Source organism: Vannielia litorea, from assembly GCF_900142295.1.
GTDB classification, from domain to species: Bacteria; Pseudomonadota; Alphaproteobacteria; order Rhodobacterales; family Rhodobacteraceae; genus Vannielia; species Vannielia litorea.
Genome location: NZ_FSRL01000001.1, coordinates 2,744,961 through 2,769,351, shown reverse-complemented (window position 1 = coordinate 2,769,351; position 24,391 = coordinate 2,744,961). Strand labels below are relative to the sequence as shown.

At 69.0% G+C, this 24,391-nt stretch carries 26 protein-coding genes, 1 tRNA gene and 2 riboswitches; of the genes, 16 read left to right on the top strand and 11 right to left on the bottom strand.

Translation table 11 applies throughout. The features are described from left to right. Positions 1-114: 114 nt before the first annotated feature. The gene (locus BUR94_RS13510; protein ID WP_074256725.1) at positions 115-1,548 is read left to right on the top strand and encodes an MORN repeat-containing protein; all 1,434 of its coding nucleotides are present in this window, start codon (positions 115-117) and stop codon (positions 1,546-1,548) included. Between the two features lie 114 nt (positions 1,549-1,662). On the opposite strand, the gene BUR94_RS13505 is transcribed toward BUR94_RS13510, so the two are convergent. From BUR94_RS13505 to BUR94_RS13495, 3 genes are read right to left on the bottom strand one after another with little or no spacing between them, the layout of a single operon-like run. Continuing rightward, positions 1,663-2,709, bottom strand: a complete 1,047-nt coding sequence (locus BUR94_RS13505; RefSeq protein WP_074256724.1) for a threonine aldolase family protein — start codon at positions 2,707-2,709, stop codon at positions 1,663-1,665. Next, positions 2,710-3,153 (bottom strand): YcgN family cysteine cluster protein, encoded by a 444-nt coding sequence (locus BUR94_RS13500; RefSeq protein ID WP_074256723.1) that lies wholly within the window; start codon positions 3,151-3,153, stop codon positions 2,710-2,712. Further along, positions 3,150-4,085, bottom strand: coding sequence for a bifunctional riboflavin kinase/FAD synthetase (locus BUR94_RS13495; protein WP_074256722.1), 936 nt, complete (start codon positions 4,083-4,085; stop codon positions 3,150-3,152). Before BUR94_RS13495 ends, BUR94_RS13500 begins: the two co-directional genes overlap by 4 nt. On the opposite strand from BUR94_RS13495, the gene BUR94_RS20740 reads away from it, so the two are divergent. Then, positions 4,084-4,242 carry a hypothetical protein gene (locus BUR94_RS20740; protein ID WP_175570476.1) on the top strand — a complete coding sequence of 53 codons (159 nt, stop codon included), beginning with the start codon at positions 4,084-4,086 and terminating at the stop codon, positions 4,240-4,242. The two genes, BUR94_RS13495 and BUR94_RS20740, sit on opposite strands and share 2 nt — an antisense overlap. Here the strand turns inward: BUR94_RS20740 and BUR94_RS13490 are convergent. The 3 genes from BUR94_RS13490 to soxR form a co-directional block, all read right to left on the bottom strand. Continuing rightward, a complete protein-coding gene (locus tag BUR94_RS13490; protein WP_074256721.1) occupies positions 4,235-4,741 on the bottom strand; it encodes a hypothetical protein in 507 nt (168 codons plus the stop codon). The genes BUR94_RS20740 and BUR94_RS13490 overlap by 8 nt on opposite strands. A gap of 183 nt (positions 4,742-4,924) precedes the next feature. After that, complete coding sequence (locus tag BUR94_RS13485) at positions 4,925-5,368, bottom strand: MaoC family dehydratase (RefSeq protein ID WP_074257729.1); 444 nt, start codon at positions 5,366-5,368, stop codon at positions 4,925-4,927. A 129-nt stretch (positions 5,369-5,497) separates the two neighbouring features. Beyond that, the gene (gene soxR / locus BUR94_RS13480; RefSeq protein ID WP_074256720.1) at positions 5,498-5,992 is read right to left on the bottom strand and encodes a redox-sensitive transcriptional activator SoxR; all 495 of its coding nucleotides are present in this window, start codon (positions 5,990-5,992) and stop codon (positions 5,498-5,500) included. 73 nt (positions 5,993-6,065) lie between these two features. Here soxR and BUR94_RS13475 point away from each other — a divergent pair, with 73 nt between their 5' ends. The 4 genes from BUR94_RS13475 to BUR94_RS13460 all read left to right on the top strand — a co-directional run bounded on the left by BUR94_RS13475 (position 6,066) and on the right by BUR94_RS13460 (position 10,253). Further along, positions 6,066-6,446 (top strand): VOC family protein, encoded by a 381-nt coding sequence (locus tag BUR94_RS13475; RefSeq protein ID WP_074256719.1) that lies wholly within the window; start codon positions 6,066-6,068, stop codon positions 6,444-6,446. Between the two features lie 1,297 nt (positions 6,447-7,743). Next, positions 7,744-8,169, top strand: coding sequence for a DUF1801 domain-containing protein (locus tag BUR94_RS13470; protein WP_074256718.1), 426 nt, complete (start codon positions 7,744-7,746; stop codon positions 8,167-8,169). A 58-nt stretch (positions 8,170-8,227) separates the two neighbouring features. Further along, complete coding sequence (gene gltX / locus BUR94_RS13465; protein WP_074256717.1) at positions 8,228-9,547, top strand: glutamate--tRNA ligase; 1,320 nt, start codon at positions 8,228-8,230, stop codon at positions 9,545-9,547. Between the two features lie 262 nt (positions 9,548-9,809). Continuing rightward, complete coding sequence (locus tag BUR94_RS13460; RefSeq protein WP_074256716.1) at positions 9,810-10,253, top strand: pyridoxamine 5'-phosphate oxidase family protein; 444 nt, start codon at positions 9,810-9,812, stop codon at positions 10,251-10,253. On the opposite strand, the gene BUR94_RS13455 is transcribed toward BUR94_RS13460, so the two are convergent. Beyond that, entirely contained in the window at positions 10,243-10,818 is a 576-nt protein-coding gene (locus tag BUR94_RS13455; RefSeq protein ID WP_074256715.1) for a gamma-glutamylcyclotransferase family protein, read from the bottom strand. The genes BUR94_RS13460 and BUR94_RS13455 overlap by 11 nt on opposite strands. A gap of 62 nt (positions 10,819-10,880) precedes the next feature. After that, positions 10,881-10,971: riboswitch (glycine riboswitch) on the top strand. 4 nt (positions 10,972-10,975) lie between these two features. Beyond that, positions 10,976-11,035: riboswitch (glycine riboswitch) on the top strand. A gap of 57 nt (positions 11,036-11,092) precedes the next feature. On the opposite strand from BUR94_RS13455, the gene gcvT reads away from it, so the two are divergent. The 6 genes from gcvT to BUR94_RS13425 all read left to right on the top strand — a co-directional run bounded on the left by gcvT (position 11,093) and on the right by BUR94_RS13425 (position 16,752). Next, complete coding sequence (gcvT, locus tag BUR94_RS13450; protein WP_074256714.1) at positions 11,093-12,196, top strand: glycine cleavage system aminomethyltransferase GcvT; 1,104 nt, start codon at positions 11,093-11,095, stop codon at positions 12,194-12,196. Positions 12,197-12,213: 17 nt separating this feature from the next. Further along, entirely contained in the window at positions 12,214-12,573 is a 360-nt protein-coding gene (gcvH, locus tag BUR94_RS13445) for a glycine cleavage system protein GcvH (RefSeq protein ID WP_074256713.1), read from the top strand. A gap of 99 nt (positions 12,574-12,672) precedes the next feature. Further along, positions 12,673-15,507: an aminomethyl-transferring glycine dehydrogenase gene (gene gcvP, locus BUR94_RS13440; RefSeq protein WP_074256712.1), complete on the top strand. Its 2,835-nt coding sequence runs from the start codon at positions 12,673-12,675 to the stop codon at positions 15,505-15,507. Between the two features lie 310 nt (positions 15,508-15,817). Next, a complete protein-coding gene (trxC, locus tag BUR94_RS13435) occupies positions 15,818-16,258 on the top strand; it encodes a thioredoxin TrxC (protein WP_074256711.1) in 441 nt (146 codons plus the stop codon). Positions 16,259-16,293: 35 nt separating this feature from the next. Then, positions 16,294-16,369: transfer RNA gene (locus tag BUR94_RS13430), tRNA-Ala, on the top strand. A 125-nt stretch (positions 16,370-16,494) separates the two neighbouring features. After that, on the top strand, positions 16,495-16,752 hold the full coding sequence (locus BUR94_RS13425) for a hypothetical protein (RefSeq protein ID WP_074256710.1): 258 nt from the start codon (positions 16,495-16,497) through the stop codon (positions 16,750-16,752). A 93-nt stretch (positions 16,753-16,845) separates the two neighbouring features. On the opposite strand, the gene puuE is transcribed toward BUR94_RS13425, so the two are convergent. Continuing rightward, positions 16,846-18,267, bottom strand: coding sequence for an allantoinase PuuE (gene puuE / locus BUR94_RS13420; RefSeq protein ID WP_074256709.1), 1,422 nt, complete (start codon positions 18,265-18,267; stop codon positions 16,846-16,848). A 158-nt stretch (positions 18,268-18,425) separates the two neighbouring features. Here puuE and BUR94_RS13415 point away from each other — a divergent pair, with 158 nt between their 5' ends. Further along, entirely contained in the window at positions 18,426-20,255 is a 1,830-nt protein-coding gene (locus BUR94_RS13415; RefSeq protein ID WP_074256708.1) for an ABC transporter ATP-binding protein, read from the top strand. A gap of 3 nt (positions 20,256-20,258) precedes the next feature. Beyond that, positions 20,259-20,870 carry an SOS response-associated peptidase gene (locus tag BUR94_RS13410; RefSeq protein WP_074256707.1) on the top strand — a complete coding sequence of 204 codons (612 nt, stop codon included), beginning with the start codon at positions 20,259-20,261 and terminating at the stop codon, positions 20,868-20,870. A 58-nt stretch (positions 20,871-20,928) separates the two neighbouring features. Here the strand turns inward: BUR94_RS13410 and BUR94_RS13405 are convergent, their stop codons facing one another. Then, positions 20,929-21,135, bottom strand: a complete 207-nt coding sequence (locus tag BUR94_RS13405) for a cold-shock protein (RefSeq protein ID WP_074256706.1) — start codon at positions 21,133-21,135, stop codon at positions 20,929-20,931. Positions 21,136-21,356: 221 nt separating this feature from the next. On the opposite strand from BUR94_RS13405, the gene BUR94_RS13400 reads away from it, so the two are divergent. Then, positions 21,357-21,698, top strand: a complete 342-nt coding sequence (locus BUR94_RS13400) for a cupin domain-containing protein (RefSeq protein ID WP_074256705.1) — start codon at positions 21,357-21,359, stop codon at positions 21,696-21,698. 26 nt (positions 21,699-21,724) lie between these two features. Here the strand turns inward: BUR94_RS13400 and BUR94_RS13395 are convergent, their stop codons facing one another. Both BUR94_RS13395 and BUR94_RS13390 read right to left on the bottom strand, forming a co-directional pair. Then, positions 21,725-22,069: a hypothetical protein gene (locus BUR94_RS13395; protein WP_074256704.1), complete on the bottom strand. Its 345-nt coding sequence runs from the start codon at positions 22,067-22,069 to the stop codon at positions 21,725-21,727. Between the two features lie 45 nt (positions 22,070-22,114). Beyond that, positions 22,115-22,813: a DUF599 domain-containing protein gene (locus BUR94_RS13390; RefSeq protein WP_074256703.1), complete on the bottom strand. Its 699-nt coding sequence runs from the start codon at positions 22,811-22,813 to the stop codon at positions 22,115-22,117. A gap of 90 nt (positions 22,814-22,903) precedes the next feature. Between BUR94_RS13390 and BUR94_RS13385 the strand changes: the two genes are divergently transcribed. Beyond that, positions 22,904-24,349, top strand: coding sequence for an FAD-linked oxidase C-terminal domain-containing protein (locus BUR94_RS13385; RefSeq protein WP_074256702.1), 1,446 nt, complete (start codon positions 22,904-22,906; stop codon positions 24,347-24,349). Positions 24,350-24,391 lie beyond the last annotated feature (42 nt).

Below are 24,391 nucleotides of genomic sequence, written 5' to 3'. Positions count from 1 at the left end.
AAAGGCGGCCCCGCCAAAAAGCGTTGCGACCCTGCGCCCCCCGCCTTACCTTCTGGGCCCGCGGGGGGCAGACCCCGGCGGGGCGGGCAGGGGCAGCCGAGAGGAACGAGAGCCATGATCCGGGCAGGACATATCGCGCTGATCACCGCGTTGGCGCTGGCCGCGCCCCTCGCGGCGCAGGACCGGCAGACCAAGCAGTACGACAACGGCGGCGTCTACCAGGGCACCTTCAAGAACGGCCTCCAGCACGGCAAGGGCACCTACACCCTGCCCAACGGCTACGAATACGCGGGCGACTGGGTCGAGGGCGAGATCCTCGGCCAGGGCGTGGCGCGCTATCCCAACGGGTCGATCTACCAGGGCGCCTTCGCCAAGGGCAAACCCGAGGGCAAGGGCAAGATCACCTTTCCCGATGGCGGCACCTATGACGGCGACTGGAAGAACGGCGCGATGACTGGGCAGGGCACCGCCGTCTATGCCGACGGGCGGGTCTACGAAGGCGGCTTCGCGGGCGGCCTGCACGAGGGGCAGGGCAAGCTCACCGCGCCGGGCGGCTCGGTCTACGAGGGCGCCTGGGTCGCGGGCGTCAAGGAGGGCAAGGGCCGGATGAGCTACGCCGACGGCTCGGTCTACGAGGGCAGCTTCTCCCGAAACCAGCGCGCTGGCCAGGGCGTGCTCACCATGCCCGACGGGCTCACCTACAACGGCGCCTGGAAGGCCGGCCAGATCAACGGCCTCGGCACGCTGACCCAGCCCAACGGCGACGTCTACACCGGCCTGCTGGTGAACGGCCAGCGCCACGGCAAGGGCAAGGTCACCTACGCCAACGGCGAGATCTACGACGGCGACTTCAAGGCCGACCAGCGCGACGGCCAGGGCACCTTCACCGGGGCCGACGGCTACAAGTATGTGGGCGCCTGGAAGGAAGGCCGGATCCACGGCAAGGGCACCGTGACCTACCCCGACGGCTCGGTCTACGAGGGCGACTTCGCGGGCGACATGGCCCACGGTGAGGGCACCATCACCTACCCCGACGGCTCCACCTATACCGGCGGCTGGGTCGAGGGGGTGATCGAGGGCCAGGGCGTGGCGCGCTACACGGGCGGCATGGTCTACGAGGGCGGCTTCAAGGACGCCAGGAACCACGGCCAGGGCACCATGACCTCGCCCGACGGCTACAAGTATGTCGGCGCATGGAAGGACGGCCTCCGCGACGGGCAGGGCACCGCGACCTATGCCGACGGCACCACCTACGAGGGCGGTTTCAAGGCCGGCCAGCGCGAGGGCCAGGGCAAGATCACCATGGCCGACGGCTTTTCCTACGAGGGCGGCTGGAAGGCCGGCAAGATCGACGGCGAGGGCACGGCCACCTATGCCAACGGCGACATCTACGAGGGCCTCTTCGCCGAGGGCAAACGCCAGGGCCAGGGCACCATGACCTATGCCACTGGCGAGGTCGAAAGCGGCGAATGGAAGGACGGCATCCTCACCCGCGCCGACACCCGGCCCGCCGCCGAAACCCCCGAGCCCGCGCCCAGCGACGGCTGAAGCCCTCCGGCCGGGCTCGCTCAAATCTGCCTGAAGTTGCGCGCACCCGCCCCGCGGGATCTTCTTGGTCCAAATACCTCGGGGGTGTGGGGGCAGCGCCCCCACTCCGGCCTTTCAGCCCGCCGCAAGCTCGCAGAACCGGGCGATGTCTTCCTCTCGCAGGCTCCAGTCGCAGACCAGCCGCGCGGTGAGCATCTCCTCGGGGTCGTCCCCCTCCAGCTCTCCGGCCATCAGGTAATACTGCGCCCCCGCCGCCTTCAGCCGCCGATGCGCGGCGCGGGGCAGGTCGGCGAAGAGCAGGTTGCTCTCCTGCGGCGCATGCAGCCGCCCGCCCGCCGCCTCGACGCCGCGGGCCAGCGCCGCGGCCGCCGCATTGGCGGTGCGGGCGCTCTCGAGCCAGAGGCCGTTGGTCAGATAGGCGCTCATCTGGGCCGCGAGATAGCGGTGCTTGGAGAAGAGCTGCGCCCCGCGCTTGCGGCGATACTCCAGCTCCTCCGCCTTCGCCGGGTCGAAGAGCACCATCGCCTCCACCCCCATCAGCCCGTTCTTGGTGCCGCCGAAGCTCAGCGCGTCCACGCCCGCCTTCCAGCTCGCCTCGGCGGCGGTGCAGCCCAGATGCGCCACCGCATTGGCAAACCGCGCGCCGTCCATGTGCACCGCAAGGCCGAAGTCCTTCGCCACGCCCGTCAGCGCGCGCACCTCGTCCAGCGTGTAGACCGCGCCCTTCTCGGTCGCCTGGGTGATCGACACCGGCCCGCGCCGCGGCCCGTGCACGCCCCGCGTGCCCTCCGCCGCGATCGCCGCCCGCAGGTCGCCCGGCGTCATCCGCCCCGCCACATGCGGCACCAGCGTCAGCTTGGCCCCGCCGGTAAAGAGCTCCGGCGCGTTGCATTCGTCCTCGTGCACATGGGCGCAGTGCGAGCAGAAGATCGTCTCGAAGGGCTCGGCCAGGGTCGCCAGCAGCAGCACGTTCGCCGCCGTGCCGGTGGCGGCAAGGAACACCGCCGCCTCGGGCGCCTCGAACACCTCCCGCACCTGCTCCACCACGGCCTGCGAGAGCGGGTCGTTGCCGTAGGGCATCGCGTAGCCGTCATTGGCGGCGGTGAGCGCCTCCATCACGGCAGGGTGGACGGGTCCGGTGTTGTCGGAGGCGAAGCGCATTCAAAGGTCCTCTTCTGCGGCGATGTAATCTTCCCAGTCGTCCTCGGGCACCGAGAACTCCGGCCAGGTCGGCCCGCGCACCGCCCGCCCCGCCTTGGCCGTGCTCTCGGGGTCGCCGGTGACCAGCGGGTGCCAGTCGGGCAGGGGCTTGCCCTCGTGCCGCAGCCGGTAGGCGCAGCTGAGGGGCATGAAATAGGCGGTCTTGTCCATGGTCTCGGGCTTCAGCACCACGCATTCGGGCACGATCTTCAGCCGGATGGCATAATTGGAGCAGCGGCAGGTGCTGTCATCGAAGAGCCGGCAGGCGATGCGGGTGAACTCGACCTGCCCGGTGTCCTCGTCCTCCAGCTTGTTCAGGCAGCACTTGCCGCAGCCGTCGCAGAGCGCCTCCCACTCCTGCGGGGTCAGGTCGTCGAGCGGACGCTCCCAGAAGCGCGGCCTCATGGCGCCGCCAGGATGGCGCGGGCCTTGGCCTCGTCGCGCGCCATCTGCGCGATCAGCGCCGGCAGCCCGTCGAACTTGGCTTCCGGCCGCAGAAACTCGACCAGCCCGATGGAGAGATGGGCGTCATAGAGATCGCCCGTGAAGTCGAAGAGATGGGTCTCGAGATTGGGCGCGTCGCCTTCGAACATCGGCCTTATGCCGAGGCTCGCCACGCCGCTATGCTGCCCCCTGTGGGCCCCGTCCAGCACCTCGACCAGCACGGCATAGACCCCGAAGGCCGGGCGGTGCAGGCGCGGCAGCCCCATGTTGGCGGTCGGGTAGCCCATCTCCCGGCCCCGCTTGGCACCGTGAATCACCGGCCCCTCGATCCGATGCCAATGCCCCAGCATGGCGGCCGCCTCGCGCGGGCGGCCCTCGGTCAGCGCCTCCCGGATCGCGGTCGAGGAGATCTCGCCCACGCCGGGCAGGCTCTCGATCTCGGCCACGGTCACGCCGAAGCCGAGCGCGGCGCCGTCGCGGGCCAGCGTCTCCACGTCGCCGGTGCGGCCCTTGCCGTAGCGAAAATCCGCGCCCACGGTCACATGGGCCGCGCCGATGCCGCCCGCCAGCACCTCGCGGCAGAAGGCCTGATCGGTGAGGCTGCGGAAGGCCTCGTCGAAGGGAAGCTGCACCAGCAGGTCCACGCCCAGCTTTTCAAGCCGGTGCGCGCGGGCCTCCGCGTTCATCAGCCGAAACGGCGGGGCGGCGGGCTGGAACACCTCGCGCGGGTGCGGCTCGAAGGTGACCACGCCGAGCGGCGCATCGGGCGCGGCGGCCCGCGCCTGCCGCAGCACCGCCTGGTGGCCCAGGTGCACCCCGTCGAAATTGCCGATCGCAAGGCTGGCGCCGCGCAGGTCGGGGGGGAAATCGGAGAAGCTCTGGACGATCCGCATGGCGTCTGAGGTAGCGCCGGGCGCGGTGGAGCGCAAGGCGGGCAGGGGGCTTTCGGTGGCCTCGCTGCGCTCGGCAGGGCAGGGCCTCCTCGGCTGCGCCTCCTCGGCCCGGCAGGCGGGACGGCTCCCGCTTCGGGCCTCCGCCCGCCTCAGTTGACGATGACCCGCACCGACCGGCCCCCGCTCACCCGGAAGAACTCCGCCAGTGCCCCGCCTTCGGGGATGATCTGGTTCGGTACCTCCCACAGAATGCCCGAGAAGATGTAATAATCACCATCCGGCACCGCCCTGAACTCGAAGTCGCCCTCCGCGTCGCAGGTCGCCTTGCGCTGGAATTCGGAGAAGGCGGCCGGATGCTGGACCTTTGGCATCATGACGACCGGAATCGCCCCGCCCTGCACGCTGCCGAAGGCGCGGGTCACGAACTCCTTCGCGTAGCCGCCCGCCGGCGCCAGCACCACGTCGTAGCCCGCGCAGGTCACCACCCCGCCGCCACGCTGCCGAAAGAACGCCTGTCCCGTGACGCTCGCCGCACCGGGCCGCTTGATGTAGGCCACCTCGCCGGGGTCGAACGACTGTCCGACCTCGATCGCGGGGCCACAGCCCGCGAGCGCAAGAAGCGCCGCCGCAAGGGCCCGCCGCAGCATGATGACCATATTCTCTCCCCTGTGCCGACCACGCGGCGAATACGGGCCGCGCTGCCGGTCATCTGGCAGAAGAAAGGGTTAATTTTCGGTTAAGGTCCGGAGACCTGGCCCCGTAGAGTGGGCAATCTGCCCACCACCCCCGGCATGTGCCGCCCGACCGGTCCGCTTATCCCGCCGTCCGACCCTCACCGCTCAGTCGAACTTGGCCGAGGGCGCCAGAACCGTGGCCTCGCCCTTCAGCACCACCTTGCCGTCGACCATGCAGCGCGTGTCGAGCTGCACCCTGCGCTTGTGGTGGTCGATCGAGAGCACCTTGACCTCGGCCAGCACCGTGTCGCCGGGCCGGACCGGGGCCATGAACTTCAGCGTCTGGCCCAGGTAGACCGTGCCATGCCCCGGCAGCTGCTCGCCGATGACCGCCGAGATCAGCCCCGCCGTGAGCATCCCGTGGGCGATGCGCCCTTCGAAAATGGTGTCCTGCGCATAGGCGTCATCGAGGTGCACCGGGTTGTGATCGGTCGAGACCTCGGCGAACATCTCGATGTCCCGGTCGGTCACCACCTTGCGCAGGTGGCGCACCATCCCGATCTCCAGGTCTTCGATGCAGATCGTGCCGCGGGGCAGGTTGTCCAGCATGTCTGTCTCCTCCTCCATGCGGCCATCCTAGCCTTGATGCCGCAGTGCGGCAATATGCGGGGGTAATTTAATTGTGCAACTGGCGCTTTTGTCGCAACCATCTTGCGCGACCGATTCTTGCGTGCGCCCTCAGCCCCCGACCTCGCCAATCTCGTCCGAGCGGTCCCCCATCAGGTAGCGCGGCCCGGCGCCCCGGCTCGCCGCCTTGTCCTCCCGGTTGTAGAGCGCGCACTTTTCGAGGCTCAGGCAGCCGCAGCCGATGCAGCCGTCGAGGTCGTCGCGCATCTTCTTGAGCGCCGCGATCCGTTGGTCCAGGCCCTCGCGGAAGCGTTCCGAGATCTTGCGCCAGTCCTTCGCCGTCGGCGTCCGCCCCTCCGGCAGCCCGGCCAGCATCGCCTTGATCTGGGGCAGGGTGTAGCCGAACTGCTGGGCGATCCGGACAAAGCTGACCCGCCGGATGTCGGCCCGGCGAAACCGCCGTTGTCCCGAGGGGGCGCGCATCGGCGCGATCAGCCCCTCCGCCTCGTAGAACCGCAGCGCGCTCACCGCCAACCCCGCGCGGGCGGCGAATTGCCCGATCGACAGCACATCGTTCGCCCTGAGTCTCGCATTGCTGCCGGCCATGAAAAAACTCCTTGAGCTAAAGTTAACTTTAGCAATTACAAGAGAGGCCATCACCGCACAAGGAGTAACGCCCATGACCGCCCAACTCGAACACGTCAACCTCACCGTCTCCGATCTCGACCGCGCCATAGCGCTGCTCGACGATCTCTTCGGCTGGAAGCTGCGCTGGCGCGGCGCCTCCATCCATGGCGGCGAAACCGCCCACGTCGGCGGCCCCGAGAGCTACCTCGCGCTCTACCGCCACCACGACCAGGAGGCGGCCCGGCAATCGACCTACCATGTCACCGGCGGCCTCAACCACGTGGGGGTGGTGGTCGCCGACCTCGACGCGGTGGAGCAGAGGGTCAAGGACCACGGCCTCGAGCCCCGCTCCCACGCCGATTACGAGCCCGGCCGCAGGTTCTACTTCGAGGATTGGGACGGCGTGGAATTCGAAGTGATCTCCTACGCGTAAACCAAATCTTCACGAACCGCGCGTAGACAGGCTGCAACGGTTCGCACCTTTCCCCCGAGGTGTCACTTCGAGCCGCAGCGGCGCGGGCCAGTCCCTCGGTCCGCGTCACATGTAGGGTGGGTGAAACCCACCACCGTGCCACACCGCATCACGCGCTCCCCCAAGGCACGGGCCCCATCCGGTTGGCAGAACCCACCCTACACCCCTCCCTTCGCCCGAGCGGCCCATCCCCCCCGGGCCAAATCGCGTTGCCGCTACAGACCGCGCAGGACGTGGGCCTCCCGCCGCCTCCGCTCCACCCGCGGCGGCTCTCCCTTGCCCGCCGGGTCACAGGGTCGCCAACGCCCCGGCCGCCGCCGCCCCCGCAGAAGCTCCCCTGCGCCCGCCCGCCGGGCCCGACCTCTCGGGCTTCCGCCCCAGACCGCAGCGCCTCCTCCGTGCCGGCCCGCCGGGCCACCAGCCACCGGCCCCGGGCCTCCCCCGCCCCCGCAGCGGCTCCCCCGCGCCCGCCCGCCGGGCCCGACCTCTCGGGCTTCCGCCGCCCCCGCAGAAGTTCCCCTGCGCCCGCCCGCCGGGCCACCAGCTACCGGCCCCGGGCCTCCGCCGCCCCCGCAGAAGTTCCCCTGCGCCCGCCCGCCGGGCCACCAGCCACCGGCCCCGGGCCTCCGCCGCCCCCGCAGAAGTTCCCCTGCGCCCGCCCGCCGGGCCCCCAGCCACCGGCTCCGGGCCTCCGCCGCCTCCGCAGCGGCTCCCCCACGCCCACCCGCCGGGCCACCAGCCACCGGCCCCGGGCCTCCGCCGCCTCCGCAGCGGCTCCCCCGCGCCCACCCTCCTGGCGCCACCTCTCCTGCCGCTACCCCACGCGCAGCGCGCCCCCCGCGCCCTCCGGGCCACCAGGCACCACTTCCCTGGTCTCCGCCCCAAGGCGCAGCACCTCCTCCGTGCCGACTCGCCGGGCCACCAAGCCCCACCTCTTCGGCCCCCGCCCCCGTGCCAACCGCGCCCCCCAGGGGTGCCCGCCTGCCTGGCGACGAGGCACCAGTCCTCCGGCCCCCGCGCCGCCTGCACCGGTCCCCGTGCCTGCCGGGCCGCCGGGCACCACCTCCCCCCCCCCCGCTCCCCCGTGCCCGTCCGCCGGGCCACGACGCCCCGGACGCCCGGCCGTTGCCCCCCTCCCCGCAGCCGCCTGTCCGTGCCTCGACCCCACCACGCCGTCGGGCCGGGGCCGAACGCCCCAACGCGGCCCCGCAGCCCCCGGCCGATTGACCCGCCCCCCTGCGCCGCCCATGCTTCCGCAATGGCCAATGCCACCCAGCCCACCGATGCCGACCCGCGCGCCTTCTGCGAGGCCGTGGCCCATCCGGGCCGCCGCGCCGATGCGCTGCGCCTGCTCGATCTCTTCGCGCAGACCACCGGCTTTGCCGCCCGGATGTGGGGCCCCTCCCTCGTCGGCTTCGGGCGCTACCGCTACACCTATGCCACAGGCCGCACCGGCGACTGGCTGGCCACCGGCTTCTCGCCGCGCCGCGCCAACATGGTGGTCTACATCATGCCGGGCTATGCCGACTTCGGCGAAATCCTCGCCCGGCTCGGCCCCCACAGGCTGGGCAAATCCTGCCTCTACCTCGGCCGGCTGGCGCAGATCGAAGAGGCGGTGCTGGCCGAGCTGATCCGCGCCGGCCTCGACGAGCTCGCCACCCATTGGCCCGTCGAGCCGTCGTAAGGTTGTGCGCCCGGCCCGCATGGCGTAAATCGCGGCCCTGACGCCCGAGGATGCACCCATGACCACCACCCGCTTCGCCCCGTCCCCCACCGGCTACCTGCACGTCGGCAACCTGCGGACCGCGCTCTTCAACTGGCTGATCGCCCGGCAATCCGGGGGCACCTTCATCCTCCGGCTGGACGATACCGACCCGGAGCGCTCCAGGCCCGAATATGCCGACGCGATCCAGCAGGATCTCGAGTGGCTCGGCCTCACCTGGGACCGGATCGAAACCCAGTCCTCCCGGCTCGACCGCTACGCTGCCGCCGCCGACAGGCTGCGCGAGATGGGCCGGTTCTACGAGTGCTTCGAAACCCCCACCGAGCTGGACCTGAAGCGCAAGAAGCAGCTCAACATGGGCAAGCCGCCGGTCTACGACCGCGCCGCGCTGGAGCTGACCGAGGCGCAAAAGCAGGCCTGGCGCGACGAGGGCCGCACTGGCCACTGGCGCTTCAAGCTCGACCAGGAGCGCATCGAGTGGACCGACGGCATCCTGGGCAACATTTCCATCGACGCCGCCTCGGTGTCGGACCCGGTGCTGATCCGCGGCGACGGGCAGGTGCTCTACACGCTGGCCTCCGTGGTCGATGACACCGAGATGGGCATCACCCATGTCGTGCGCGGCTCCGACCACGTGACCAATACGGCGACCCAGATCCAGATCATCGCGGCGCTGGGCGGCAGCATGCCGTCCTTCGCGCATCACTCGCTGCTCACCGGCCCGCAGGGCGAGGCGCTCTCCAAGCGGCTCGGCACGCTCGCCCTGCGCGACCTGCGCGAACGCGGCGTGGAGCCGATGGCGCTGCTCTCGCTGATGGCCCGTCTCGGCTCCGCCGACCCGGTCGAGCTGCGCGGCAGCCACGACGAGCTGATCGAGGGCTTCGACCTCTCCCGCTTCGGCGCCGCGCCCACCAAGTTCGATGTCGAAGATCTCTTTCCGCTGACCCACCGCCACCTCGGCACCCTGCCGCTGTCTGCCGTGGCCGACGACCTCGCCGCGCTGGGCGTTCCGGCGGAGAAGGCCGAGCGGTTCTGGGCCGTGGCCAAGGAAAACATCACCACCCGCGCCGACCTCGCCGCCTGGTGGAGCCTCTTCTCCCGGGGCGCGACCCCGCTGGTCGCCGAGGAAGACGCCGACTTCGTCGCCCAGGCCTTCGCCCTGCTGGGCGAGCCGCCCTACACCGATGCCACCTGGGGCGAGTGGACCTCCGCCGTGAAGGAGGCCACCGGCCGCAAGGGCAAGGGCCTCTTCATGCCGCTCCGCAAGGCGGTGACAGGCCGCGAGCGTGGCCCGGAAATGGCCGATGTGATGCCGCTGCTGGCCCGCAAGCCGGGCTGAGCCAATCACAACGCAAGCCGTGCAGCGCCGACCCGCGGGGTGGCGCTCACAACGGTTGTACATGGCAATTTATCGTCCCGTGGTAGCTCGCCCTTCGTGGTGCGCGCTCCCATCACCGAAGCGCCGCCCCGGGGGGCGGGTCGGCGCTGCACGGCGCCTACGGCTTGGTTCCGTGCAGGGGCTCTCCATCACGCGGCACCCTTCGCCCCCGTCGCGCGTTCCTCCCTCAACCGGCGCATCCCGCGCCCCGAGGAACCCCGAAATGGCCACCAAGACCCTGCCCGAGATCGCCGAACTGATGGCGAAGATCGACTTCTGCATGATGGAAACCCTCGCCGAAGACGGCCGCATCGCCGCCCGACCGATGAGCTCGAACGGTGACGTTGAGTATCGCGGCGAGAGCTGGTTCTACAGCCTCGACGACACGCGCAAGACTCGCCACATCCGCGCCGATCCGCGCGTCGGCCTCGCCTTTCAGGGCACCGGCGGTGTGCTCGGGCTGGTCGGCAAGCCGGGCGCGATGGTCCACGTTCAGGGCCGCGCCACGCTCACCAATGATCGCGCCGCGCTCGAAGAACACTGGGTGCCGGGCCTCGAATACTGGTTCAAACAGGGCATCGACACGCCCGGCCTGCTGCTCATCCGTGTCGACGCCGAGCACATCCACTACTGGGATGGCGAAGAGAACGGCGTTGTCACGCCCTGACGGAGGCGGCGACCTGCTCCACCCCCAGCCGGCGCAGCCCGGCATCCACGAAGTCCCGCTCCTCCGCGCTCACCGGCGTTGCCCGCGGGTAGGCCGGCGCCGCGCGGTCGTCCACCACCTCCGGCGGCCATCCCGCCGTTGTCTCGAAGAACCGCAGCGCCCCCGCCGCGCCGAAGACCTCGGCAAAGCCCTGCACCACGGTATCCACGTAGCTGAGCAGCACCGGATGGGCCACGTCCGGCCCTGCCGCATGCTCGGGCGCCACGGCATAAACCTCCACCCGCACCGGCCCCGCCTCGTGCTCGCAGAGCGCCGAAACATCGTGCCGCCCGTAGGCCCGCTCGCGCAGGTCCAGCGCCGCCCAGTCGCCGCCGGGCACATGGGCCACCAGCCCTTCCATCACCGCGCCCTCCCAGGGCTCGGCGCTCAGAAAGGCCACCTCGCGCAGCACCGTGCTCTTCCAGACCCGCCGCCAGCCCTTCAGCCGCGCCGGAAAATTCGGCGCATGAAGATGCGTCTGGCGGTTCACGAGGCTTCCATAGCCAAAAAAATAGGCGTCGTTCATGCCCGGCAACCTGTCGCTCTCAAGCCATCTTGTCCAGCCGGGCGACCCGCGCTAACCATGTCTGGACCCGTCCGAGGAGAATCCGGCCCCGCGCCGGTGCCGAAGGAGCAACCGCCCCGGTAAACTCTCAGGCCCAAGGACCGGACGGCGACAAGGACTCTGGAGAGAGGCCGAAAGGCCCGCCGAAGGGATAGCGATCTCAGGCGAAAGGACAGAGGGGGCACGGAAGGTTCGGCCAGCGGGTCGGGCAGAACTGTGTCTGAAGGGGACAACATTGACCGATCTGAAACGCACGCCGCTCTACGCGCTGAACAAGGAGCTGGGCGGCAAGATGGTGCCCTTCGCCGGTTGGGAGATGCCGGTGCAATTCGCCCCCGGCGTCATGAAGGAGCACCTCCACACCCGCGCCGCCTGCGGCCTCTTCGACGTGTCGCACATGGGGCAGGTGCTGCTCCGGGGCGAGGGCGCGGCCGAGGCGCTCGAAGCCCTCGTGCCGGTCGATCTCGTCGGCCTCAAGCCCGGCCGTCAGCGCTATGCGCTGTTCACCAACGATGCGGGCGGCATCCTCGACGACCTGATGGTGGCCAACTACGGCGACCGCTGGCTGATCGTGGTCAACGCCGCCAATGCCGAGGCCGACATCGCCCTGATGCGGCGCGCGGGCCTTGCCATCGAGCCCGTCGAGGACCGCGCCCTGATCGCCCTGCAGGGCCCCGCCGCCGAGGCGGTGCTGTCGAGCGTGATCGAGGCCGTGCCGCCCCGGTTCATGGACGTGGCCCAGGTCGAATCAACCTTCGGCGATCTCTGGATCTCCCGCTCCGGCTACACCGGCGAAGACGGTTTCGAGGTCTCGGTGCCCGCCCGCCATGCCGAGGATTTCGCGCGCAGGGCGCTGGCCCACGCGGATTGCGAACCGATCGGCCTCGGGGCCCGCGATTCGCTCCGGCTCGAGGCCGGGTTGCCGCTCCACGGCCATGACATCGACGCCACCACCACCCCCGTGGAGGCCAACCTCACCTTCGCCCTGTCCAAGGCCCGCCGTGCCGGCGGGCTCCGCGCCGGCGGCTACCCCGGTGCCGCGGTGATCGAGGAACAGCTGGCAAACGGCCCCGCCCGCCTGCGCGTGGGCCTCTTGCCCGAGGGCCGCGCGCCGATGCGCGAGGGCGTGCCGCTCTTCGCCTCCGACGAGGCGGCAGAGCCGGTCGGCGCCATCACCTCCGGCGCCTTCGCCCCCTCGCTGCAACGGCCCGTCGCCATGGGCTATGTGCCCGCCGAACTGGCAGAACCCGGCACCCGGATCACCGCCGAACTGCGCGGCAAGCGGCTGCCTCTTGTCACGGCGCCCATGCCCTTCCAACCTTCCACCTACAAACGCTGACCAACAGGACGACCCCGATGAAATACACCGAAGACCACGAATGGCTCCGCCCCGAAGACGATCTCATCGTTGTCGGCATCACCGAACACGCCGCCACCCAGCTGGGCGACGTGGTGTTCATCGAACTCCCCGAAGTGGAGGCGCAGGTCTCCAAGGGCGACGAGGTGGTGGTGATCGAGAGCGTCAAGGCCGCCTCCGACATCGTCGCGCCGCTCGACGGCGAGATCGTCGAGATCAACGAGGCGCTGGTCAAGAACCCCGCCCTGGTCAACGAAGACCCGATGGGCGACGCCTGGTTCTTCAAGATCAAGCCCGAGGACATGGGCGAATACGACGACTACATGGACGAGGACGCCTACCAGGAGATGATTTCCTGATCGCCCGAGGGGCCGCGCGCCGGCCCCGACGGTCCTCACCGCATCAGCGAGGCGGGGGCAGAAGCCCCCGACGAGCCGCCCCCTGACCAAGAGGCCCCCATGCCCTTCACCCCCACCGCCTACGACCCCTACGACTTTGCCAACCGCCGGCACATCGGGCCTTCGCCCGAGGAGATGGCCGAGATGCTGGAAGTGCTGGGGGTTTCCTCCCTCGACGAGCTGATCGGCCAGACCGTGCCCAAGCGCCTGCGCCAGTCCGATCCGCTCCCCTGGGCGCCGATGACCGAGGGCGACCTGCTGGTAAAGATGCGCCGGATCGCGGCCAAGAACCGGGTGATGACCAACCTCATCGGCCAGGGCTACTACGGCACCATCACGCCGCCCGCGATCCAGCGGAACATCCTCGAAAACCCCGCCTGGTACACCGCCTACACGCCCTACCAGCCCGAAATCGCGCAGGGCCGGCTCGAGGCGCTGCTGAATTTCCAGACCATGGTCACCGACCTGACCGGTCTCGAGGTCGCCAACGCCTCCCTGCTCGACGAGGGCACCGCCGCGGCGGAGGCGATGGTGATGGCCCAGCGCGTCGCCAAGTCCAAGGCGCAGGCCTTCTTCGTCGACGAAAACTGCCACCCGCAAACCATTGCCGTGGTGCAAACCCGCGCCCGCCCGCTGGATATCGAGGTGATCGTCGGCGCCCCCGACGACCTGAAGCCCGCGGAGGTCTTCGGCGCCCTCTTCCAGTATCCGGGCACCCACGGCGAGCTGCGCGACTTCTCCGCCGACTGCGCCGCCCTGGCCGAGGCCAAGGCCGTCTCCGTCATCGCCGCCGACCTGCTCGGCCTGACCCTGCTCAAATCCCCCGGCGAGATGGGCGCCGACATCGCCGTGGGCTCCGCCCAGCGCTTCGGCGTGCCCCTCGGCTACGGCGGCCCCCATGCCGCCTTCATGTCCTGCCGCGACGCCTTCAAGCGGCAGATGCCCGGCCGCATCGTCGGCGTCTCGGTCGATGCCCGCGGCAACATGGCCTACCGCCTGTCGCTGCAAACCCGCGAGCAGCACATCCGCCGCGAGAAGGCCACCTCCAACGTCTGCACCGCCCAGGCCCTGCTCGCCGTCATGGCCAGCTTCTACGCGGTGTTCCACGGGCCGAAGGGCCTGCGCGCCATCGCCGAGCGGGTGCACCTGAGCTGCGCCGAAATCGCCTCGGGCCTGCGAGAGGCGGGCTTCACCGTCACGCCCGAAAACCCCTTCGACACCATCACCGTCGAGGCCGGCCCGCTGCAGGGCGCGATCCTGCGCGCCGCCGAGACCGAGGGCATCAACCTGCGCAAGCTGCCCGAGGGCCGCATCGGGATCAGCACTGACGAAACCGTGGTCCCCGAGACCATCGAGGGCGTCTGGCGCGCCTTCGGCATCAGCGAAACCGCAAAGGGCGGCACACCCGCGCTGCCCGAAGAGCTGCTCCGCACATCCGACTACCTCACCCACCCGGTCTTCCAGATGAACCGGGCCGAAGCCGAGATGATGCGCTACATGCGCCGCCTGGCCGACCGTGACCTCGCGCTCGACCGCGCGATGATCCCGCTCGGCTCCTGCACAATGAAGCTCAACGCCGCCGTGGAAATGGACCCGATCAGCTGGCCCGCCTTCGCCGCCATGCACCCCTTCGCCCCCAAGGAGCAGGCGGCGGGCTACACCGAGATGCTCGAGTCCCTCTCCGAGCGGCTCTGCAAGATCACCGGCTACGATGCCATGTCGCTCCAGCCCAACTCCGGCGCCCAGGGCGAATACGCCGGCCTGCTGACCATCGCCGCCTACCACGAGGCCAATGGCGAGGACCGCGACATCTGCCTCATCCCCACCTCCGCCCACGGCACCAACCCGGCCTCCGCCCAGATGGCGGGGATGAAGGTGGTGGTCGTCAAATCCGCCGAGAACGGCGACATCGACCTCGAGGATTTCACCGCCAAGGCCGAGGCGGCGGGCGACAAGCTGGCCGCAGTGATGATCACCTATCCCTCCACCCACGGCGTCTTCGAAGACACCGTGCGCGAGGTCTGCGACATCACCCACAAGCACGGCGGGCAGGTCTATCTCGACGGGGCCAACCTCAACGCAATGGTCGGGCTGGTGAAGCCCGGCGAGATCGGCTCCGACGTGTCGCACCTGAACCTGCACAAGACCTTCTGCATCCCCCACGGCGGCGGCGGCCCCGGCATGGGGCCGATCGGGGTCAAGGCGCACCTCGCGCCCTTCCTCCCCGGCCATCCCGAGACCGGCGGCACCACCGGCCCTGTCTCCGCCGCGCCCTTCGGCTCCGCCTCGATCTTGCCGATCAGCTACGCCTACTGCCTGCTGATGGGCGGGGCAGGGCTGACCCAGGCCACCAAGGTGGCGATCCTCTCGGCCAACTACATCGCCGCCCGGCTCTCGGGCGCCTACGATGTGCTGTTCAAGGGTCGCAACGCCCGCGTCGCCCACGAGTGCATCCTCGACACCCGCCCCTTCGCCGAAGCGGGCGTCACGGTGGAAGACATCGCCAAGCGCCTGATCGACAACGGCTTCCACGCGCCCACCATGAGCTGGCCGGTCGCGGGCACGCTGATGGTTGAGCCCACCGAGTCCGAGACTAAGGCCGAGCTTGACCGCTTCATCACCGCCATGCTGGCCATCCGCGAGGAGATCGCGGCGGTGGAGAAGGGCGAGATGCCCGCCGACGACAACCCGCTGCGCCACGCCCCCCACACGGTGAACGACCTCGTCGCCGAGTGGGAGCGGTCCTATCCGCGCGAGCAGGGCTGCTTCCCGCCGGGCAGCTTCCGGGTCGACAAGTACTGGCCCCCGGTGGGCCGGGTCGACAACGTGGCCGGCGACCGCAACCTGATCTGCACCTGCCCGCCGGTCGAAAGCTACGCCGAGGCCGCCGAGTAGGGGAGCAATCTGCCCACCACCTGGGCCGCATCACAGACCGGGATCCTCGGGCCCGTCCCGAGGATCTCCCGCCGCGAGGTCCTCGGGTCAGGCCCGAGGACGACGCCCGCCCGGTGGGCAGCGCGCGGTCCATTGATTACTGCAGCCCATGTCAAAAGACATGCATACGGGTTGTGCATGGGTTGTGCATTGGTTGTGTATCCCTGATTTTCAGGGTTAACGGCCAAGTCTTGCCGGACCGTGCGCAGGCCTTGAACGGTCCGCCGCGGCCCATATATTCATCCTGACGAATATGACCAGAGGCCCCGCCATGCCCAGCACGCATACCCTGATCTGCCCCTCCTGCACCGCCGGCAACCGCCTGCCCGCCGCCCGCCTTTCCGACGGCCCCAAATGCGGCACCTGCGGTGCCAGGCTGGTGCCGCCGAAGCCCTTCGAGCTTGATCCGGCGGCCCTGAAAAAGTCCGTGAAAACAGACACATTGCCCTTGCTGGTCGATTTCTGGGCGCCCTGGTGCGGCCCCTGCCGGATGATGGCGCCAGAGTTCGAGAAAGCCGCCCAGGCGCTCTCCGGCGCGGTCCGGCTGGCCAAGGTGAACACCCAGGATTTCCCCGAGGCCTCGACCGCCTACGCGATCCGCGGCATCCCGGCGCTGCTCCTCTTCGACAAGGGCCGCGAGGTGAGCCGCCTCGCCGGCGCGCGCCCGGCCGCCGATATCATCGCCTTCGCCCGCCAGAACGCCCCGGCTTGACAGTTCCGGCGGGCTCCTCCAAATACGCCGCCAGTGGGGCCGTAGCTCAGTTGGGAGAGCGCGTCGTTCGCAATGACGAGGTCGTCGGTTCGATCCCGATCGGCTCCACCAAAACCTCCTGAAATCTCTTAAAATCATGGGCAAACGGCCCGGTTTGGCCGTATTCCCGCCCGGTCCCCGCGCCCTGCGGCCTGCATACCCGACGGCAGTTCAACACCAGTCTCGGGAGCCGCCTGATGCAGAAACTCGCCACAATCTCCGCCATCGCCCTCGCCGCCGCCCTGGCCTTCTCGGGCAGCGCCTCGGCCTTCGGCAAGTCCAGGTCCAACCCGCGGCCCCCGGCCGGCTACCAGGGCCAGTGGTACACCACGCCCGCCGGCTGCTCCTACTCCCGGGCCCAGGCCCCGGGCGAGCCGGTGAAGTGGTATCTCATCCTGAACCCGCACCACATCGGCCAGCCGAACGCCAGGAAGGGCTGCCCCACGCGACTCTGAGGCGCAGGCCCGCGCGGGTCCGGCCGGGCCGGTGTGGCAGCACCGCGCCCGGCCGTTTGTGCTTGTATTGCAGCATCTTGCGGCGGGGCGGGCTCAGCTCCAGTCCATGCCGTAGAGCCGGTGCAGGGCGATCCGCTCGACCTGGTAGCAGGCCTCCGCCATCTCCTCGGCCTTGGAGTTATTCATTCGTTCATGGAACTTGCGGATGATCCCGGCCTTGTCATGGTCCTTCACCGCGATGATGAAAGGAAAGCCGTTCTTCGCCACGTAGCGCGCGTTCAGGTCGGTCAACTCGCGGCGCTCCTCGTCGGTCAGCGCGGTCAGCCCGGCCCCCTGCTGCTCCGACATCGAGTCGGCGGTGAGCCTCTCGGCCTTGGTGATCGCGTCGCCCAGATCGGGATGCGCGCGCAGCACGCCAAGCCGCTCTTCCTCGCTCGCGCGTCGGAACACGCGGGCCATCGCGTTGTGGATACCCTCCGGCGTGTCATGGGCCGGGCCAAGCTCGAGCTTGTGGGCGCGCTCGGCAACCCATTGGGAATGTTCAAAAATCTTCCCAAACCGGTTGGTGAAGGTGGTCAGGTCCATCTGGCTCGGGCGCGCCGAGAGGCGCTTCGGCGGATGGGTCATGCTCCAGTGCCGGGCAATGTCGATCCGGCGGGCAAACCACACGCCCTCCTTGGCCATCGCGTGGTCGATGAAGCGTTTCAGGGCCATCAGCCGTCCCGGACGGCCAACGAGACGGCAGTGCAACCCGATGTTCATCATCTTCGGCGCACCCGCCGCACCCTCGGCATAGAGCACGTCGAAACTGTCTTTCAGGTAGTTCAGAAATTCCTGCCCGTCGCCAAAGCCCGAAGCGGTGGTGAATCGCATGTCATTGGCCTCCAGCGTGTAGGGAATGATCAGCTGGTCCTTGCCGCTGATATGGATCCAGTAGGGCAGATCGTCGGCGTAACTGTCTGACAGATAGGCAAAACCGCCCATCTCCGTGGCAATCTGCACGGTGTTCTCCGAGCACCGCCCCACGTAGAGCCCGCGCGGCCGCGTGCCCACCACCTCGCGGTGCAGGGCAATCGCCTTTTCCAGGTGCTCCTTCTCTTCGGATTCGTAGAAGTCCTTGTAATCAATCCACTTGTAGCCGTGGCTGGCGATTTCCCAGCGCGCCTCGCGCATCGCTGCCACCTGGTCGGGCGAGCGGGCAAGCGCGGTGGCCACGCCATAGACGGTGAGCGGGATCTTCATCGCCGTGAACAGCCGGTGCAGCCGCCAGAACCCCGCACGGGCGCCGTATTCATACATCGATTCGATGTTCCAATGCCGCTGGTTGGGCCAGGGCACGGCGCCGATCACGTCGCTCAGAAAGGCTTCAGAGGCCTTGTCGCCATGCAGGATGTTGTTCTCGCCGCCTTCCTCGTAGTTCAGCACGAACTGCACCGCGATCTTCGCACCATTGGGCCATGCGGCATTCGGCGGGCGCGGCCCGTAGCCTCGCATGTCACGGTCGTAACGGTCCATCTGGCTCTCCAATTCGTTTCCGGCCCAATCGCGCAGCCGCTCCGCCCAAGTTTTTACCCCCCTCCGGCGATTGGCAAGCGTCTGCCGCCACGGCGCGCGCGCAGGGCATTGAGAATTGCGCACCATGGCATAGACTTGCCCCAAACAGGGGACACAGCATGCTCGACGAAACCGACAAGGCGCCGCTGGTGGACGTGAGCCACCTGCGGGTGGAATTCGACACCAACGACGGGCTCGTGGTGGGGGTGGAGGACGTGTCCTTCCACATCAACCCGGGTGAAACCCTTTGCGTGGTGGGCGAGAGCGGCTCGGGCAAGTCGATCTCCTCGCTCAGCCTCATGCGCCTCGTCGAGTTCGGCGGCGGCCGCATCGCCAACGGCGACCTCAGGTTCCGCCGCGAGTCGGGCGACACGCTCGATGTCTCCGAGGCCGAGAACAAGCTGATGCGCGACATCCGCGGCAACGAGATCGCGATGATCTTCCAGGAGCCGATGAGTGCGCTGAACCCGGTGTTCACCATCGAACGCCAGCTCACCGAGGGGCTGCGCGTGCACAAGAACATGAGCCGGAAGGCCGCCGCGGCCCAGGCGCTCGAGCTTCTGAAGCGCGTGCGCATCCCCGAGCCCGAGCGGCGGCTCAAGCAGTACCCGCACGAGCTCTCGGGCGGCATGCGGCAGCGGGTGGTGATCGCCATGGCGCTGGCCTGCGAGCCGCGCCTGCTGATCGCCGACGAGCCCACCACCGCGCTCGACGTGACCATCCAGGCCGAGATCCTCGCCCTCATCGACCGGCTCAAGCGCGAGACCGGCGCGGCGGTGCTCTTCATCACCCATGACATGGCCGTGGTCGCCCAGGTGGCCGACCGCGTGGTGGTCATGCTGAAGGGCAACAAGGTGGAGGAAGGGCCGGTCGAGCAGATCTTCGAGGCCCCCCAGCACCCCTACACCCAGGCGCTTCTTTCCGCAGTGCCCAAGCTGGGCGAGATGCAGGGCAAGAGCGAGCCCGAGCCGCTCAAGATCCTCGGCCGCGAGATCGAGGCCCACCCGGTGGTGCCCGCCGCCGACCGCAAGCTGCTGCTGGAGGTGAAACACCTCACCACCCGCTTCCCGGTCAAGGGCGGGCTGTTGCGCCGCACCCAGGCCTGGGTGCACGCCGTCGAGGATGTGTCCTTCGATCTGAAGACCTCCGAAACCCTTTCGCTTGTGGGCGAATCCGGCTGCGGCAAGTCCTCCTGCGGGCGTTCCATCCTGCGGCTGGTCGAGCCGCAATCGGGCGAGGTGCGCCTGGGTGGCAAGGACGTGATCGCCATGAGCCAGCGCGAGCTGCGCCGGGCGCGGGCCGACATGCAGATGGTATTCCAGGACCCCTTCGCCAGTCTCAATCCGCAGATGCGGCTGATGGATCAGGTGGCCGAGCCGATTCACAATTACGGACTGGCCAAGGGCTCCGAGGTGCAGGACCGTGTTGCCGCGCTCTTCGACCGGGTCGAGCTGCCCCGCAGCTTTCTGCGTCGCTTCCCGCACGAGATGTCGGGCGGCCAGCGCCAGCGCGTCGCCATCGCCCGCGCCCTGGCGCTCAACCCCAAGCTCATCATTGCCGACGAGGCGGTTTCGGCGCTCGACGTGTCGATCCAGGCGCAGGTGCTCAACCTGCTGATCGAGCTTCAGGCCGAGCTGGGCATCTCGCTGCTCTTCATCAGCCACGACATGGCGGTGGTCGAGCGGGTGAGCCACCAGGTGGGCGTGATGTATCTCGGCCGGATCGTCGAGATCGGCCCCCGCGCCGCCATCTTCGAAGACCCTCGGCATCCCTACACCCGCGACCTGATGAAGGCGGTGCCGGTGGCCGATCCGCGCCAGCGCAAGAGCGAGCGCGACCTCAACTTCAAGCCCATCCCCTCGCCGGTCTTTCCCGTCGGGCACCAGCCCGCGCCCTCCGTTTACGATGAAGTCGGACCGGGGCACTACGTTCTGAAACCGCTGGAGTGAGCGATGCCGGGGCGGTTGTTTCTCACCCGCCCGGCGAGCGACGTGTCGGCTGCCTTCGGCGCGGCAATGCCGCAGGGGCAGGGGCCTCGCGCCAATATCGCCCCCGGCCAGCAGATCGTTGTCTGGGACGGCGCGGCGCTGCGGATGATGCGCTGGGGCCTGATCCCGGTGGGGCGGGTCAACGCGCGGGGGCGTCCGGTGATGGAAACCATCGTCAACGCCCGCTTCGAGACCCTCTTCACCAAGTCGGCCTTCGAGAACACCCGGCGCGGCGTGGTGCCCTGCGACGGATGGTATGAGTGGACAGGGCAGGCCCGCCGCAAGCAGCCCTGGCGAATCGCGCCCGGCGACGGCAGCCTGCTCGGCTTTGCCGCCATCTGGGATGTCTGGAAGGCACCGGGCGGGGCCGAGCTTGCCCAGGTCGCCACCGTCACCTGCGCGCCCAATGGCGATGTCGGGCCGATCCATCACCGCATGGGGGTGATTCTCGCCCCGTACGAGTGGTCGACATGGTGCAGTGGCAACATCGCCGACGCCCGCAGCCTCTGCCATCCCTGGCCCGACGGCAGGCTCGAGGTGGTCAAGGCCGAAGGGGTCGACTGGACCGGCCCCTGAGATGCAGAAAGGGCGCCCCGAGAGGCGCCCTTTCCGTATCTTCCGAAAAGCCTGAGGCTCAGAGCAGAACGAGGTTGCTCGCGCTCTGGCGGCCGTCACGGCCCGACTCGAGGTCGAAGCTGACCTTCTGGTCGTCCTTCAGGCCGGTGAGGCCTGCGCGCTCGACGGCGCTGATGTGAACGAACACGTCCTTGCCGCCCTCATCAGGAGCGATAAAGCCGAAACCTTTGGTGGCGTTGAACCATTTCACGGTGCCTTTGGGCATCTGTGTAGTCTCCAATTTAGCTGCCGCCCGCGGAGATGCGGCGGCCTGGCCAGAGCGTCTAGATCGAAACTGGCCGTAAGGAGACAGTGGGTCGAGTAGAAGGTAGCACGCTGCATTTATCCTCAGGCGCGGACAAAAACAAGAAAAATCCCTGTGAACGCAGCGCTGTGCCGCCGCAGAATTCGGGGCTAGGCTGCGACGGAACATGGAGGGAGAGCGAGATGGATCTGCTGGTTCGCATCGGCACCGAGGGGATCGAGCCGGAGGAGGGCGCGCCCGACCCCGGCAAGCTGCTGGCCGGCGCGCCTCGATTCCGCAGCTGGAACATCGAGGAGCGCGACGGTCTTTATGCGGGCATCTGGGAGGCCACGCCCGGCAAGTGGCGCATCTCCTATGAGGAATGGGAATACTGCCGCATCCTCTCGGGCCGATCGGTCATCACCGAGGAGGGCGGGGCGGCGGTCGAGGTGAGGCCGGGCGACAGTTTCGTTCTGCGGCCGGGGTTTACCGGCACCTGGGAGGTGCTCGAAACCACCCGCAAGGATTACGTCATCCGCCTGTGATGACAGGGCGGGCTGCGCCGCCCGCCTCAGGGCAGCTCTACCTCGAAACGCCCGTCATCCCAGCCTTCGGGCCGGGTGCTGGTCTCGATCCAGACCCGCTCGGTGCCCTCGGGGATCTCCACGCCAGTCAGGCTCCGGGTAAAGGGCTGCTCGTTCACATGCGGGTGCAGCAACTCCCGTGTGCCGAGCACATGACCGTCGGCATCCACCACCCGCCAGCCGTCGGCGTAATCCTGCCAGCCCGTGTCGGCATGGCTCAGCGTCACGTCAAACCGCCATGCCCCGCCCGAAGCCTGTGCGTCGACGGAGTCGACCACCGCCGGGTCGGCGGCGGCAGGCAGGGCGAAGAGGCAGAGGATCATCCGGCGCATGGCGCACAGTTGCACGAAATCGCGTTGCGCCGGGTCACAAGCCCGTCAGACATCGGGCTGCATCAGAACCGCGCGCGAGTGGCTCCAGAACTCCCGCCGCCAGATCACCGCGGCACTCACCACCGCGCCCAGCATCAGCCCCCAGGCCCCCACCAGCCAGCCGATCGCGCCCAGCGCGAAGTAGATCGACCGCATCCCCCGGTTGAAGCTCTTGGCAGCGGTGATGTTGATCTCGGCGGCCTTGGCGGCGCGCGGGTAGGTGGTGGGGTCGGCCACGTCGTTGGGAATCGCGCCCATGACAACAGAGGAATAGCCGAAGAGCCGGTGCGCCCAGACAAACTTGAGGAAGGCATTGGCGACGAAGAACAGGATCAGCACGATCTTCACCTCGAAGGCCAGCGTTGTCGTGGTGCCGAGCTGGAGGTCCTCGGCGAGCATCGTCAGCTGCTCGGGGTTGCCGATCACGGCCAGCCCGCCGCCGATCGAGAGCATGCAGGCCGAGGCAAAGAAGGTGGTGCCCTGCCGCAGGTTGCCGAGAATCGTGGCGTCAAAGATGCGCGGCTGCCGGGTGACATGCTCGCGTAGCCAGTCGCGGCGGTAGTCGGCCATCAGCACCGAGACCGAGGGCTTGCCCGCAGGCGGGTGCTCGACGACCCAGCCGATCAGGGCCCAGAGCACGATGACGAGCGCCACGGCAACCGCGTCGGCGGCGGTGAAGGAGACGAGAAGCGGCATCAGATCCATGGCCGGACCCTATGTCGCGCCCACGGCGGTTGCCAGATGGCAAAATTGGTTATATTTTCTGACCAATTCAGCACGGGAGGTGCCGCCGCCATGGAAATGCCCAAGCCAGACCCGCAGATCCTCGCCCGCAAGGCCCGGATCGTGGAGCGGCTCCGCGCCGTGCTGCCCGGCGGGGTGATCGACGCGCCCGAGGAGGTCCGCGCCTACGAGTGCGACGCGCTGACCGCCTACAAATGCCCGCCGCTCGCCGTGGTGCTGCCCTCCTCGACCGAGGAGGTCGCCGCCGCGCTGAAGGTCTGCCACGAGCAGGGCGTGCCGGTGGTGCCGCGCGGCGCGGGCACCTCGCTCGCGGGCGGGGCGCTGCCCACGGCCGATTGCGTGATCCTCGGCGTGGCCCGCATGGCCGAGGTGCTCGAGAGCAACTACCCCGACCGCTACGTGCACGTGCAGACCGGGCGCACCAACCTCTCCGTCACCGGCGCGGTGGAGGCCGACGGCTTTTTCTACGCCCCCGACCCCTCGTCGCAGCTCGCCTGCGCCATCGCCGGCAACATCGCCATGAACTCCGGCGGCGCGCATTGCCTCAAGTATGGCGTGACCACAAACAACCTGCTGGGCGTCACGATGGTTCTGGCCGATGGCACCATCACCCGCGTCGGCGGCCCCTGGATGGACGCCCCCGGCCTCGATCTGCTCGGCCTCATCTGCGGCTCCGAGGGTCAGCTCGGCGTGGTCACCGAGGCCTGGCTGCGCATCCTGCCCAAGCCCGAGGGCGCCCGGCCGGTGCTGATCGGCTTCGACAGCTCCGAGGTCGCCGGCCAATGCGTGACCAACATCATCAAGGCCGGCGTGCTGCCCGTGGCCATCGAGTTCATGGACAGGCCCTGCATCCGCGCCACCGAGGCCTTTGCCGGGGCGGGCTACCCCGACTGCGAGGCGCTGCTGATCGTCGAGGTGGAGGGCTCCGAGCCCGAAATCGACCACCAGCTCGGCCTGATCTGCGGCATCGCAGATGAGCTGAACCCGGTGGAGGTGCGCCAGAGCGGCTCCGCCGAGGAGAGCGCCCGCATCTGGCTTGGCCGCAAGTCGGCCTTCGGCGCGATGGGCCAGATCAACGATTACATGTGCCTCGACGGCACGATCCCGGTGAGCGAGCTGCCCCGCGTGCTGCGCCGCATCGGCGAGATGAGTGCCGAATACGGGCTGGAGGTCGCCAATGTCTTCCATGCCGGTGACGGCAACATGCACCCGCTGATCCTCTTCGATGCCAACAAGCCCGGCGACCTGGAGCTCTGCGAGGCGCTGGGCGCCGAGATCCTCAAGCTCTGCGTCGAGGTCGGCGGATGCCTGACCGGCGAGCACGGGGTGGGCATCGAAAAGCGCGACCTGATGGAGGTGCAATACCGCGCCCCCGACCTCGCCGCCCAGATGGACGTGAAGGACGTGTTCGACCCGGGCTGGATCCTGAACCCGGCCAAGGTCTTTCCGCTCGCGGTTTCCGCCGGGCGGCGGCGCGCGCCGGATCGGGCGGCGTGAGCGTGTCGCGGTTGGAATTGAGCATCTAGAGCAAGACAATGA